Here is a 12,703-nt window from a genome sequence, read left to right as displayed (position 1 = left end):
CCACCGAACCGAGTACTCGGTCAAGCGGATGTGCTTTGGGTAAGCCAGAGCTGGACCATTTCGCCTACGGTGGGCACTTTACGGACCCTGGGTGCAATCTCTGGAGGTTGCCATGTGTCTAGATCGATGGTTTGCCGAATTGAAGCAAGCCACCCTAAAGCGGCTAACTCATCAGGAAAAGTAGTTTGCGCTTTGTACTGAATTCCATCCGGTCCTGTGTATCGAGCTTGGTAGCGACCGCTGCGCAATTTTCGGGTTGAGCCCCGTTTATTCCGTGCCATATCCGTGCCATAAATCCCCTGAAACAACCCATCGGGCTTTATGATGCTATCTCAGGTAGAAAATCTATAACGCCCTGAACAGCGGAAACGTGAAAAACTAAAAGAACCGAAGTGAACTAAATCACTCCGGTTTCTCCCGGTCGGACTAACAGGATTTGAACCTGCGACCCCTACACCCCCAGTGTAGTGCGCTACCAAACTGCGCCATAGTCCGCCGTCACGCCTTGAGGACGCAACGTGATTAGATTACATCAGTCGTATTCACTGTTTCCAATCGCCTAGATGAGCTGTTGTTTTAACTAAAAGTCACCGGAGCTATAGACCCATTTCCCGTCTTGACGGCGGAACTGAGAACGTTCACGTTGGGAACCTACTGCCGCCCCCTTATAGAAGGCCTCAAATTCAACAACCCCGGTGGTATCGAGCGGCCCACCGCCCTCTGTGTCGATTATGTCTAGGCGATAAAAGCGAATTCCATTGTCCTCTAGGTGTACTCGCTCAGGGCGGGTGTCTGAGTCCCAGGTCCTGAGCAAGTATTCCTCATCACCCGTCACAAAAGCAGAGAAGCGGGAGCGCATCAAAGCCTCGGCAGTGGGCGCGGGTTTACCACCGTGATACTGCCCGCAGCATTCACCGAAGCTGAGGCCAAGCCCACAAGGACAACGGGCTTCTGGGCTTAATGGATTGAGCACGATCATGCGTGTACATCTACGATGTGGGCAGCGCCCAGAAGCTGTTCTATTTCAGAAGTAGTCGCTGCTTTGAAAAGCTCCGCCTTTTCGTCGGTGCTTAGGTTACCCACCAACTCAATGCGGCGTTCAAAAGTCTTGTCATGAACGTGGGTGACGGTTACCTCGACGTCGTCAAGCGCCATGCCCTTGGCCGCCTGCTTGATGGACTGAGTACTAGCCGTTGCCAATGCGGACATGAGCAGGCCCTCAGCGGTGAAACCTTGGCCTTTGCCTCCCTGCTTCTTAGTGCGGTCCGCAGGGACAGAGAGGTCATTGTGGCGCACCACAACGCCGAACTTGGTGCCCACTGCAGGCTGTGCCTGGGCCGCGGAATCGTCAACGTGCGCTGGCACGTTCTCTGGAACAATAAATTGCTCGAACCATGCGCCGATAAGGTCCGCCGCACGTGCGGCAGCCCCCTGCTTGGTCACGAGGTGATCCGCCTTATCGAGCGCCACCAAAGACTTGGGGTAGCGAGTCTTAAGGAAGATGTTCTGTGCATTATCGATGCCCACGGTCTGATCGATCGGGGAGTGCAGGATCATGAGCGGCTTGCGCAGGTGGCGCAGGTACTCCTCTGGATTGGTATCAGCAAGGTCTTCAAGGAAGTGACGCGAAATGGTAAGCGCACGTCCACCCAGAGTGACCTCAACTTCACCGTTTGCGTCGACCTCACCGATTTTGTCTGCGTAGTGAAGCACGGAGTGTGCCGGGTCGAAAGGCGCACCGATGGTAGCTACTGCCTTGAGTGAGCGGATTCCGCTTGCCGCGGCCAAGGAAGCGGCGCCGCCGAGAGAGTGGCCCATCAGCAGCTGCGGTGCGGAATAGTTCTCAGCGAGCCATGTGGCGGCTGCTTGAATATCGGCCACATTTTGGCTGAAGCTGGTTTCTGCAAAGTTGCCCTCTGATTGGCCCAGGCCAGGGAAATCAAAGCGGAGGGTGGCTACGCCGAATTTGGTCAACTGCTTGGAAACGCGGGCGGCGCCAGGCGTGTGGCGGGAGCCTGCAAAACAGTGCGCAAAGATGGCGAATGCTTGCGGCGCAGAGTCTGGAAAGTCGATGGTTCCCGCCATCATGGTTCCGGTGGAGGACGGGAGCTTCACGTTCACGGATTGCATAAATTCTAGGATATAGAGCCTTCGCCACATAGGCCACAGTGGGTTAGCTAGAGTCGAAAGAGTTAAATTAATTTACGTTAAGTCGTTGGAAGTAACGGAGACGAGCATGGGTGCATTTGGTTGGTTCTGGAAAGCCATGGGTGCGCAGTCTGAGCGAAACGATAAGAAGTCCAAAGCGATCGTTGAAAGCTCAAGTTCTGCCACGCAGGAGCTAGCCGCGCTTGACGACGCCGCGGTTGCCCAGGCCGCGCGCGACTCCGTGCGGGATGGTGAAATTGCAGATAAAGCCACATTTTTGGCGGCTCTTGCGGTGGCCAGTGAACGCACCCTGGGAATGCATCCTTTCATCGTACAGTCCCAAGCCGTGCTTCGATTGCTCACCGGTGACGTCATCCAAATGGCCACCGGTGAGGGCAAAACTTTGGTTGGCGCGATGGCGGCAACCGGTTTCGCGCTCACGGGCAAGCGCGTTCATCTTGTGACGGTCAACAACTATCTTGCAGATCGTGATGCTGAATGGATGCGCCCTCTGGTGGAGTTTTTCGGTCTGACAGTTAGCTCAGTTACCGAAAAGAAGACAGCGGATGAGCGTCGCGCGGCATACCTTTGCGACATCATTTATGCCCCCGTCAATGAACTTGGCTTTGACGTGCTTCGCGACAACCAGATCACGGATCGCTCCCAGACCGTTCAGGCCCGCGCGGACGTGGCGCTTGTCGATGAGGCGGACTCCGTTCTGGTGGATGAGGCCCTCGTGCCTCTCGTCCTGGCGGGCAATCGCCCCGGTCAAGCCCCCACAGGCCATATCACCAACGTTGTCTCCCGCCTACGTGAGGACCTCGATTACGTCATTGCTGAGGACGGCCGCACGGTAGCGCTTACCGAAGACGGCGCAGCACGCGTCGAGCGGGAGCTTGGCATCGATTCCCTATATTCCGAGGAAAACATCGGTACCGTGCTGGTGAAGGTCAACCTTGCGCTCCACGCCAAGGCGTTGCTGATTCGCGACATTCACTACATCGTCGCAGACGGCAAGCTGCAGCTTATTGACGCCTCCCGCGGACGGGTAGCGGACCTGCAGCGTTGGCCAGACGGACTGCAGGCGGCCGTTGAAGCGAAGGAAGGACTCGAGGTTTCCGAGGGCGGCCGTATCCTTGACACCATCACTCTGCAGGAGCTGATGCGCCGCTACCCGCTGGTGTGCGGCATGACCGGCACCGCAGTCGAAGCAACGGATCAGCTGCGGCAGTTCTATGACCTTCACGTCTCGGTCATCGACAGGAACAAGGAGCTGCAGCGCTTTGACGAGGCCGACCGTATTTATGCAACGGTCGAGGACAAGTCCAAAGCAATCGTCGAAGAAATCGTTGCCATCAATGCCACTGGGCAGCCGGTGCTGGTAGGCACCCACGACGTGGCCGAATCTGAGGATCTTGCGGCAGCTTTGCGTGAGCGGGGCATTGCCGTGAGCGTTCTTAACGCGAAGAACGATGCCGAAGAGGCGCGGATTGTGGCCGAAGCCGGCGACATTGGGCGTGTAACGGTGTCTACTCAGATGGCAGGCCGCGGTACTGATATCAAGTTGGGCGGCGCCACCGAAGAAGATAGGGACAAAGCTGCCGAGCTTGGTGGCCTCGCAGTCATTGGCACCTCGCGGCATCGCACCTCGCGCCTGGATAATCAGCTGCGTGGTCGCGCAGGACGCCAAGGCGACCCGGGTCTGTCTCTGTTCTTCGTGTCCTTGGAGGACGACGTCGTCAAGCAAGGCGGTGGCGACGAAGCGCTGTCGGCGCAGCCGGATAAAACCGGCTTGATTCAATCGAAGCGTGTCTCTGACTTCGTGGCGCACTGCCAACGCGTTACCGAGGGCCAGTTGCTGGAAATCCACGCGCAAACCTGGAAATACAACCAGCTCCTAGCTGATCAGCGCATCATCATCGACGAACGTCGTGCAAAGCTGCTTGATTCCGCCCAAGCCTGGGAGGAGCTCGAGCAACGTGCGCCGCAGCGGGCGGCCGAACTGGCAGAGGTCCCAGAAAGTGCTCGCATCGCCGCTGCGCGTGAAATCATGCTTTATCACCTGGACCTCGCCTGGGCAGACCACCTGGAACTCATGGATGATGTCCGTGAGTCCATCCATCTTCGTGCTATCGCGCGTGAGACTCCGATTGATGAATATCACCGTATTGCGGTGCGCGAATTCAAGGAGTTAGCCCAGCGCGCGGTGGAGGAATCCGTGGATACCTTTAAGAAGGTCAGCATTGACGAAGCGGGGGCACACATGGAAGATTCTGGCTTGGCTCGCCCGAGCGCCACGTGGACTTACATGGTCTCGGATAATCCCTTGTCCGGCGTTGGAAATTCGGTACTTAAAGGCATCGGCAATATTTTCCGTTAACATAATTTACGAAACAAATAGGGTGACGATGCTCGCGCGCGCGGGTGAGTCGCTAATATGGAATAAGTCAACATGAATCCGACCATTCGGAGGTAAAAATGAGCGAGCAGACCGGAACCCCGGAACCGCAGGTAGAAACCACTTCTGTATTCCGTGCAGACCTTCTCAAGGAGATGGAAAACGGCGCCGCGGCGGGTAACGAGACCTCCGTTGCTGGTGCTGAGAACCTCTCTGAGGGCCAAGCACTTCTCGTTGTAAAGCGTGGACCAAATGCTGGCGCCCGTTTCCTTCTTGACCAGCCCACCACCACTGCGGGCCGTCACCCAGAGGCTGACATCTTCCTTGATGATGTCACCGTTTCTCGCCGCCATGCCGAATTCCGCGTGAATGAGGGCGAGTTCGAGGTCGTCGACGTCGGATCCCTCAACGGCACCTACGTCAACCGCGAGCCTCGCAACTCCCAGGTGCTGCACGTGGGCGACGAAATTCAGATCGGCAAGTTCCGTCTGGTTTTCATCGCCAACCAGTAATAACGAATCACGTTCGACCCTGAGAGAAGCACCAAGAGAAATATCGTGAGCGCAGCACAGTCCAACGCCGCAGCCCTGCGTAAAGGGGCAGTGAAGGCGAAGAAGGCCAAGACCATGTCGATCGGCGTCGTTTTGGAGCAGCTGAACAAGCAGTTCCCTGACGTTACCGTGTCGAAGATTCGCTTCCTCGAATCCGAAGGTCTGATCACGCCACAACGTACTGCGTCCGGTTACCGCCGCTTCACTCAGGAAGACGTCGATCGCCTTCGCTACATCCTGACTACTCAGCGAGACAACTACACGCCGCTGAAGGTTATTCGTGAGCAGCTTGAAGCCATGGATTCTGGTCAGGTTATGGCTATCGTGTCTGCGGGCAAGGCAGAAACACTTCTGCGCCCCGATCAGTTCCGTGCGCCGGCCGTCACCCGTTTGACTGACGCGGAAGTTGCCGCCCAGGCTGGCTCCACTGAAGCAGAGGTGGCAAGCCTGGTCAAGGTTGGCCTCATCTCTCCGGATGCGTCTGGATTCTTTGACGCTGACGACGTAGCCGCGGTTTCTGCAGCTGTGGCGCTCAAGGCCTTCGGCTTTGAGGAGCGTCAGCTTAAGTCCTTGCGCAACAATGCCCGCCGGCAGGCTGACCTCATTGCACGGGTTGCCTCCCCAGTGGCCAACTCCAAGTCTGACACCGCTGCTCACCAGGCGGAGGAACTCTCCCAGCAGATGACCGCGTTGGTCGTCTCCCTGCATGCCACTTTGGTCAAGACTGACCTGCGCAACGAGTACAACTCTTAAACAGACTCGGGGACTCAAGACCTTCCGGCCCACGGAGCTCACTTCTTGCGCTGGGCCTGCCACCACGATCGGCCCAAATGTGGGAGAGTGGAGAGTATGGAAAAAACTAGTCTTGAGTTCCACGGCATCCATGTAATGGAGCCGGAAAATGAACTATGCGCGTTGCTGCGTTGGGTAGAAGGAAACAAGATCCTCCCCGTGTGGCTTTCCCCGCTTGAGGGGTCGCGCGTCATGCAGCGCCTCGACGGATATAGCGAGACTCGCCCTAACACGCATGATCTACTCCTGGAGTTCATCGAAATGGCCGGCGGCGTTGGCTCGATCGAGATAGTCAATTACTACGAAGGCACCTTCATGATTGACATCGTCGATGAAACCGGGGAAGTTCATGACGCTAAGCTCACCGATGCGCTTGTAGTCTCCGAACACTTTGGAGTTCCAATCACCGTCGATCAAGAGCTGCTCAATAAAGTGTCGGTGTTTGTGACGGCAGATGACATGGAAGCCTACTTCGGTTTTCACTTTGATCCCCCCGTTCCCCCCGCTGCGGAAGAAGCAGGGAAAACCCTCGGCTCAGACAGCTCTGCTTCAGGAAATCCCCAGGCAGATGCCGATTTTGAGGCGATGATGCGCTCTCTAGGTGTGTCTGAAGAGGACTTTCTTGAAGAAAACGATGGAAAAGAAACTAATGACACGCGTGTGACTAATGATGACAATGGGGATAAAGAAGTCTAAAGTTGCACTAGAGAGTTTGGTCATGCCTTGCCCTTGACGGGGTCAGGGTGGTGGCCTTTAATAAAGCTTTAGAGCTTCCAACAAACACCATTGGAGTAATTACGTGAGCATCAACGGCGAACGCGACGAGTACACCGCCACCTTCGGCACGGACGAAGGCTACGTTCAAGAGTCCCTTTTCGATGTGGGTCCTGACGAGGAACTGGGTTACCGTGTTCCAATCGCTTGCCAGGTTGCCGGCATTACTTACCGCCAGCTTGATTACTGGGCACGTACCAACCTGGTTAACCCTTCCATTCGTACCGCCCGCGGTTCCGGTTCGCAGCGTCTGTACTCCTTCAAGGACGTGCTTGTCTTGAAGATCGTTAAGCGTTTGCTTGACACTGGGATCTCGCTGCAGAACATTCGCGTGGCTGTTGATTCATTGCGCGACCGCGGTGTCAATGACCTTGCTGAGCTGACCCTCGTTTCCGACGGCACCACCGTCTACGAGTGCCGCTCCAACGATGAGGTCATCGACCTTCTGGCCGGCGGCCAGGGTGTATTCGGTATTGCTGTGCCTGGCATCCTCAAGGAGCTCTCCGGCACCATTTCCTCTTTCCCGGCCGAGCGCGTCGACGAGTTCGAAGAAGAAACTGTTGTAGGAATCGACGAGCTCGCTGCTCGCCGCAAGCGCAAGACCTCTTAGGAGTTCTTTGACCAAAGCTATAGGCCCCGACTCAAGCTCACGTGAGTCGGGGCCTGTTGTTGTTTTGTTTGTCTAGCAGAATCTAGCCGCACTATCTACTTTTCAATTGGTGCGCGGCACGCGGCTGGTGCAAAGCGCTACGCGCCAGCGGCTGCCTTGAGTGCCTTGGCTACTGCTGCCTCATCGCTTGGGTCTGCAACGGCGGTGAAGGAATCTGCGGCGTCGTCAAGCACTGTGTCTTTGTCGCCTTCGCCAACGTGGACGACGGACAAGGTTACGTCCTTGGATTTGGCTTCGTTGAGTACTTGTTTGAATGTGGAATCATCCATGTCCTGCGCGGTGCCCGTGGTGACGAGGAGGACCTTAGCGTTCTTGCCAGTACCAGCAGCCTGCTCAGAGGCATTCGTCAGCGCGGCAGTGACTGCACTACGGGTTTGGGGAACACCACCGGTACCGAACTGCTGAACCGCAAACGCCACTGGGCCGGCCTCGCCGAAGCCAATGTTTTGGCGGTATCCCACTGTGGCGGTCTCGGAAATAGGTGAGGAATAGTTCCACAGGCTCACTAGGCCATCTTTCTCACCGAGAGCAGTGGCTGTTTCCGCTAGGGCCTGCGTTACAGGGTTGAAGTAGGGAGCGAGTCCCTCTGAAGTATCAAGCAGGACAAGGGTGTTGTCCGCGAAGGCGGCCCCAGCTTCGTTATCCGGCGCAGCGCTCGTGGAGCTGGCGCTCGAATCCGCAGCCGTGGACGTGGAACTGGGTGCTTCCTTGCTCGTGGAAGCTGCGGCACTGGCTTCTGCCGTGGTTTCGGCGACTTCTGAGTCAGCTGCCGTCGTGGCTTTAGGGGAGTCCCCGCCCCGCAGAAGGAAGAACAAGCCCACCGCAATAGCGAGAATAAGTGCGGCCAGGAGGGCCAACACCCAACCCGCCATCGCGAACGTGTTTTTGCCATTGGAATGTCGTGCCATGAGTATTCCTTCCGCACTGGACGGCTCGTGCCGTTTCCATAGCCCCACCCGGGCTTATGCTCACTTTATCGGTTTGTCATTGTAGCCGCCGACGCCTCATCCACGAGGGTGACAAGCCGTTGACGCAGCGGTTTAGCCTTGGCTGCCAGCGCACGTTGGCGCCCAACGTATTCAGCTTTGCCCTCTGGGGTTTCAATAGGCACCACGCCGAAGCCCCAATCACGGCAGTCATACGGCGAAGCCTCCATATCAAGAGTGCGGGCTTCAATGGCTAACTCCAAGGTTTGAATGAATAGCTCACCGGGCACCAAGGGGCCTAACTTCCATGCCCACTTGTACAGGTCCATCGTCGCATGGACGCAACCGCTCTGATCGCTGTCCGGCTGTCCTTCGCGCGTCAATACAGTGAGGTTGAGCGGACGTGCTGGCTCAGTGAAGAAGCGAAAAGCATCGTAGTGGGTGCACCGGACTCGATGGTTTTCGACGACCTCATTGGTGCCCGCCGCGCCCAAGCGCAGCGGTAAGTCATGGCGCGGAGTGTCCGTTTTATAAACCATCGCCCATTCGTGCAACCCGAAGCAGTCAAACTGTGCAGGATTGGCCGCAGTCTTTGCCATCAGGTTACGGATATAGGTGATAGATTCCCCGCGTCTTTGCCAGAAAGAGTCCAGATCGAGGTGTACACCCTGACCCGTGCGGCGGTAGTCGCGCCACTCCTCGTGCGGAACCTGTCCCGGCTCGCCCAAGAGCGTAACCCCAAAGCCTGGGTGCCAACGTCGAAGATGAGAAGGCCGCACCGGGTAGTACTCGAAGAGGAAATCATAGACCGGGTGATAGCCACCGGGGTGGCGAAACTCGGCTAGGAGCTCCTCAGCACGTGCAACATGCGCATCGTAGCGGGGACGCCACTCGTTGGGCTGCAGCAGCATTAGCGCTGACCACCACCTCGGCGGCCCGAGCCCCCTGGCTTTCCATTGCGGGAACGGTTTCGACTGCCGCGGCCACCCGCGCCACCACGGCCACCACGGCCACCGTGTCTGCCGCGTCCAGGTTGTCCAGACTGGTCGCCAGCGTTCTGGCGCTTGGAACTACCGCCCCGCGAAGCCGGATTGTTCTGGTGCGGCGGCGGGAGGGGTTCACCAGAAGGCTTGCGTGCGCCGGTAATCTTGGCGAGCTCCGGAGCGCCAGCAGGATTAGGTCGATCACTTAGATCAAGCTCGAAGGCTTTGACTCCGGCCTTCTTGATGAGCTTGGCAACCTCATCGCGTTGCTGATCCATGACCAAAGTGACCACCGCGCCAGAGGCACCACCACGCGCGGTACGCCCGGCGCGGTGCAGGTAGGCCTTGTGCTCAGCAGGTGGGTCCACGTGCACGACCAGCGAGACGTCCGCAATATCGATGCCGCGGGCCGCAATGTCGGTGGCCACAAGCACGGGAACCGAGCCATCAGCGAAACCCTCAATGGCCTTCGTGCGCGCGCCCTGGCCTTTATCACCATGCAGCGGCAGGGCATTGATTCCTACGCGGCGCAGCTTCTTGGCTTGACGGTCTACACCGTGCTTGGTGCGCATGAACAAGATGGTCTTGCCTTCGCGTGCGGCGATGCGCACAACCACGTCGTTGCGGCTATCGCGGTCCCCAACGAAAACCAAGTGGTGGGTCATGGTGTCTACTGCTGCTTCAACCGGTGCGGTTGAGTGTGTAACAGGGGAGTGCATGAACTGCTTGACCAGCTTGTCCACATCGCCATCCAGCGTGGCAGAGAAGAGTAAACGCTGTCCCTTCTTGGGCGTGAGCGCCATGAGCTTGCGGACCTGCGGGAGGAAGCCCATGTCAGCCATGTGGTCAGCTTCGTCGAGCGCAGTAATCGCGACGTCGTCAAGCGAAAGCTTGCCCTGATTGATGAGGTCCTGTGCGCGTCCAGGGGTTGCCACCAACAGATCTACGGGGCGGGCGAGCGAGCGGATGTGGTGGTTGATGTTCACGCCGCCGACCACAGAAAGGACGCGCAAGCCTAAAGCATTCGCGGGCTCATCGAGGCGATCGTGGATCTGCGTCGCGAGCTCACGCGTCGGTGCAAGCACCAAAGCGCGCGGGCGAGCCGGCTTCGAGGCACCAGTGTGAGTCAATCGGGTGAGGATGGGAAGGCCAAAGGTGAAGGTCTTGCCAGAACCCGTCGGACCGCGGCCGAGGACGTCTTTGCCAGCGAGGGCGTCGGGGATTGCCGCCTGCTGGATAGGGAAAGGTTCCGTGATGCCCTGCTTGTTGAGGACACGTACGATTTCTTGAGGTAAGCCGAGGTCGGCGAAAGTAGTCATTGCCCTTTAGCTTAGTGGCCAAGCCTCATGATTCCGTAATCCCGAAAGCACACAAAGTCCGGATTGACCGGCGCGGAGGAACTAAGACTAAAACGAGTACAGCGCTAGGGCCTCAAGAAGAGGACCTTGCGCTGCGCAAGATTCGGTGGCGTCAAGCCAGCTGAATCTAAAGCTCGCTCAGGCTGCGATCGGCTGACCACTCGATGTGGAAGGTTCCTTCCTTATCCACGCGCTTGAAGGTGTGAGCGCCGAAGAAATCGCGCTGGCCCTGGATGAGGGCAGCGGGCAGGCGCTCAGCGCGCAGGCTGTCGTAGTAGGACAGGGAAGAGGCAAAGACCGGTACCGGTAGGCCTAGTTGGGTCGCGGTGACAACCACGCGGCGCCAAGGCGCGATGAGCTCGGAGAGCTCGCCCTTGAAGTAAGGATCGAGAATCAGGGCCGGCAGCTGCGGGTTGGTGTCATAAGCCTCGCGGATGCGGTCCAGGAACTTAGCGCGGATGATGCAACCGCCGCGCCAGATGGTGGCAAGGTCGCGTGGGTCAACGTCCCAGCCGAACTGCTCAGAGCCCGCCTTGATCTCATCGAAGCCCTGGGAGTAAGCAATGAGCTTGGAAGCATAGAGCGCCTGGCGCACGTCCTCGATGAACGCCTGCTTGTCGACGTCGGTCTCGATGACGCCGGCTGGAAGCTCACCCTCTTGGGCCGCTGCGCGCTGCTCGGTAGCCGAAGAAAGAGCGCGAGCGAAGACAGCTTCAGCGATGGCGGTAACCGGAACACCCAGCTCTAGGCCATTGATGGCGGTCCAGCGGCCGGTGCCCTTCTGGCCGGCGGCGTCAACGATGACGTCGACTAGCGGCTTGCCCGTTTCCGGATCGGTCTGTGCGAGAACCTCAGCGGTGATCTCGATGAGGTAGGAGTCGAGATCACCGGAGTTCCATTCCTTGAACACAGCAGCGATCTCGGCAGGCTCGAGGCCAGCGCCGTAACGCAGCAGCTGGTAGGCCTCGCCAATAACCTGCATGTCGGCGTACTCGATACCGTTGTGGACCATCTTGACGAAGTGGCCGGCGCCATCCGGGCCGATGTGGGTCACGCACGGGGTGCCGTCAACCTTGGCAGCGATCGATTCCAGGATGGGGCCGAGGGTCTTCCAGGACTCAGCAGGGCCACCGGGCATGATGGACGGGCCGTTGAGCGCGCCTTCCTCGCCACCGGAGATGCCGGCGCCAACGAAGTGCTTGCCCTTGGCAGCTACTTCCTTCTCACGACGGATGGTGTCGGTGTAGAGGGCGTTTCCGCCATCGATGATGATGTCGCCTTCATCCATGGCTGCAGCCAGCTGGTCGATTACTGCATCGGTAGCCTTACCTGCCTGAACCATGATGATGGCCTTGCGCGGGCGCGCAAGCGATGCGACGAAGTCCTCGACGGTCTCGGAAGGGATGAAGTTGCCCTCGGAGCCGTGTTCTTCGATGAGCTTGTGGGTCTTCTCCGGGCTGCGGTTGTAGACGGCTACGGTGTTGCCGTTGTGGGCGAAGTTGCGGGCCAAGTTAGAGCCCATAACAGCCAAGCCGACAACGCCAATGTGGGCGAGTTCAGTCTTTTCAGTCATGTGCTCTATCCTACGTCAGACTTTCCCGCTATTCTGTCATGGCATGAGCCAAGAAAACCCAGACAAGTTTGAACTCATGGCGAAGATGGTCGCCACCGTCCAAGAACGCCCGCTTTCCGCCGAGGAAATCGCGATTTTCAACGCCCACAACCACGGCCTTGGCGGGCTGCTCGGCCTGGACTTTACTTTTGTGTCGAAGGACGAAGTACGTGCCCAGCTTGAGGTCAAGCCTGAGCACCACCAGCCGTGGGGCGCGGCCAACGGCGGCCTTTATTGCTCCATCGCGGAATCCGTGGGCTCCATTGCATCCTTCGTTGCAGCGGCTGCACCGGTAGTTGGTATCAACAACAACACCGACTTCATCCGCTCAGTGTCTGACGGAATTTTGGAAGCCGTTGCAATACCAGTACAGCTGGGTCGGCGCACCCACATCTGGTGCGTTGAGATGCGCCAAGCCGGCAAACTCATTGCGCGCACGAACCTGCGCACAATGGTCAACCCATAGTGCTGCGGACCCTAGGGAGTGCTGT

The 12,703-nt window shown here is 58.1% G+C and carries 12 protein-coding genes and 1 tRNA gene; 6 read left to right on the top strand and 7 right to left on the bottom strand.

Annotation, left to right across the window (positions count from 1 at the left end; translation table 11 throughout):
* Nucleotides 1–421 precede the first annotated feature (421 nt).
* The 3 genes from HMPREF3153_RS05920 to HMPREF3153_RS05910 all read right to left on the bottom strand — a co-directional run bounded on the left by HMPREF3153_RS05920 (nt 422) and on the right by HMPREF3153_RS05910 (nt 2,130).
* Nucleotides 422–495: transfer RNA gene (locus HMPREF3153_RS05920), tRNA-Pro, on the bottom strand.
* An 85-nt stretch (nt 496–580) separates the two neighbouring features.
* Nucleotides 581–979, bottom strand: coding sequence for a YchJ family protein (locus tag HMPREF3153_RS05915; RefSeq protein WP_070420305.1), 399 nt, complete (start codon nt 977–979; stop codon nt 581–583).
* Entirely contained in the window at nt 976–2,130 is a 1,155-nt protein-coding gene (locus HMPREF3153_RS05910) for a bifunctional alpha/beta hydrolase/OsmC family protein (RefSeq protein WP_049191801.1), read from the bottom strand. Before HMPREF3153_RS05910 ends, HMPREF3153_RS05915 begins: the two co-directional genes overlap by 4 nt.
* Before the next feature lie 106 nt (nt 2,131–2,236).
* On the opposite strand from HMPREF3153_RS05910, the gene secA2 reads away from it, so the two are divergent.
* The 5 genes from secA2 to HMPREF3153_RS05885 all read left to right on the top strand — a co-directional run bounded on the left by secA2 (nt 2,237) and on the right by HMPREF3153_RS05885 (nt 7,273).
* Nucleotides 2,237–4,528 (top strand): accessory Sec system translocase SecA2, encoded by a 2,292-nt coding sequence (gene secA2, locus HMPREF3153_RS05905; RefSeq protein WP_070420304.1) that lies wholly within the window; start codon nt 2,237–2,239, stop codon nt 4,526–4,528.
* Between the two features lie 98 nt (nt 4,529–4,626).
* A complete protein-coding gene (gene odhI / locus HMPREF3153_RS05900; protein ID WP_046646002.1) occupies nt 4,627–5,058 on the top strand; it encodes an oxoglutarate dehydrogenase inhibitor Odhl in 432 nt (143 codons plus the stop codon).
* Between the two features lie 45 nt (nt 5,059–5,103).
* The gene (locus HMPREF3153_RS05895; RefSeq protein WP_049063604.1) at nt 5,104–5,850 is read left to right on the top strand and encodes a transcriptional regulator FtsR; all 747 of its coding nucleotides are present in this window, start codon (nt 5,104–5,106) and stop codon (nt 5,848–5,850) included.
* A 96-nt stretch (nt 5,851–5,946) separates the two neighbouring features.
* The gene (locus HMPREF3153_RS05890) at nt 5,947–6,585 is read left to right on the top strand and encodes a bifunctional nuclease family protein (RefSeq protein WP_049145758.1); all 639 of its coding nucleotides are present in this window, start codon (nt 5,947–5,949) and stop codon (nt 6,583–6,585) included.
* 109 nt (nt 6,586–6,694) lie between these two features.
* Nucleotides 6,695–7,273, top strand: coding sequence for a MerR family transcriptional regulator (locus HMPREF3153_RS05885; protein ID WP_100619455.1), 579 nt, complete (start codon nt 6,695–6,697; stop codon nt 7,271–7,273).
* 137 nt (nt 7,274–7,410) lie between these two features.
* Here the strand turns inward: HMPREF3153_RS05885 and HMPREF3153_RS05880 are convergent, their stop codons facing one another.
* The 4 genes from HMPREF3153_RS05880 to gndA all read right to left on the bottom strand — a co-directional run bounded on the left by HMPREF3153_RS05880 (nt 7,411) and on the right by gndA (nt 12,173).
* Nucleotides 7,411–8,241: a vWA domain-containing protein gene (locus HMPREF3153_RS05880; protein WP_070420303.1), complete on the bottom strand. Its 831-nt coding sequence runs from the start codon at nt 8,239–8,241 to the stop codon at nt 7,411–7,413.
* Nucleotides 8,242–8,306: 65 nt separating this feature from the next.
* Nucleotides 8,307–9,170: a 3-methyladenine DNA glycosylase gene (locus HMPREF3153_RS05875; protein ID WP_070420302.1), complete on the bottom strand. Its 864-nt coding sequence runs from the start codon at nt 9,168–9,170 to the stop codon at nt 8,307–8,309.
* Nucleotides 9,170–10,561 (bottom strand): DEAD/DEAH box helicase, encoded by a 1,392-nt coding sequence (locus HMPREF3153_RS05870; RefSeq protein WP_046646000.1) that lies wholly within the window; start codon nt 10,559–10,561, stop codon nt 9,170–9,172. Before HMPREF3153_RS05870 ends, HMPREF3153_RS05875 begins: the two co-directional genes overlap by 1 nt.
* Nucleotides 10,562–10,727: 166 nt before the next feature.
* Nucleotides 10,728–12,173 carry an NADP-dependent phosphogluconate dehydrogenase gene (gene gndA / locus HMPREF3153_RS05865; protein WP_005531471.1) on the bottom strand — a complete coding sequence of 482 codons (1,446 nt, stop codon included), beginning with the start codon at nt 12,171–12,173 and terminating at the stop codon, nt 10,728–10,730.
* A 43-nt stretch (nt 12,174–12,216) separates the two neighbouring features.
* Between gndA and HMPREF3153_RS05860 the strand changes: the two genes are divergently transcribed.
* Nucleotides 12,217–12,678 carry a PaaI family thioesterase gene (locus tag HMPREF3153_RS05860; protein WP_210385555.1) on the top strand — a complete coding sequence of 154 codons (462 nt, stop codon included), beginning with the start codon at nt 12,217–12,219 and terminating at the stop codon, nt 12,676–12,678.
* The last annotated feature ends 25 nt before the right edge of the window (nt 12,679–12,703 follow it).

Source organism: Corynebacterium sp. HMSC06C06 (genome assembly GCF_001807295.1).
GTDB classification, from domain to species: domain Bacteria; phylum Actinomycetota; class Actinomycetes; order Mycobacteriales; family Mycobacteriaceae; genus Corynebacterium; species Corynebacterium striatum.
Note: the sequence above shows the minus strand (reverse complement) of the source record. Positions and strands in the feature narration are given on the sequence as shown.

Excerpts from the sequence above, each read along its gene's own strand:
- HMPREF3153_RS05915 (WP_070420305.1), bottom strand. The coding sequence starts at position 979 with ATGATCGTGCTCAATCCATTAAGCCCAGAAGCCCGTTGTCCTTGTGGG.
- gndA (WP_005531471.1), bottom strand. The coding sequence starts at position 12,173 with ATGACTGAAAAGACTGAACTCGCCCACATTGGCGTTGTCGGCTTGGCT.
- HMPREF3153_RS05875 (WP_070420302.1), bottom strand. The coding sequence starts at position 9,170 with ATGCTGCTGCAGCCCAACGAGTGGCGTCCCCGCTACGATGCGCATGTT.
- HMPREF3153_RS05910 (WP_049191801.1), bottom strand. The coding sequence starts at position 2,130 with ATGCAATCCGTGAACGTGAAGCTCCCGTCCTCCACCGGAACCATGATG.
- HMPREF3153_RS05870 (WP_046646000.1), bottom strand. The coding sequence starts at position 10,561 with ATGACTACTTTCGCCGACCTCGGCTTACCTCAAGAAATCGTACGTGTC.
- HMPREF3153_RS05890 (WP_049145758.1), top strand. The coding sequence starts at position 5,947 with ATGGAAAAAACTAGTCTTGAGTTCCACGGCATCCATGTAATGGAGCCG.
- secA2 (WP_070420304.1), top strand. The coding sequence starts at position 2,237 with ATGGGTGCATTTGGTTGGTTCTGGAAAGCCATGGGTGCGCAGTCTGAG.
- HMPREF3153_RS05880 (WP_070420303.1), bottom strand. The coding sequence starts at position 8,241 with ATGGCACGACATTCCAATGGCAAAAACACGTTCGCGATGGCGGGTTGG.
- odhI (WP_046646002.1), top strand. The coding sequence starts at position 4,627 with ATGAGCGAGCAGACCGGAACCCCGGAACCGCAGGTAGAAACCACTTCT.
- HMPREF3153_RS05860 (WP_210385555.1), top strand. The coding sequence starts at position 12,217 with ATGAGCCAAGAAAACCCAGACAAGTTTGAACTCATGGCGAAGATGGTC.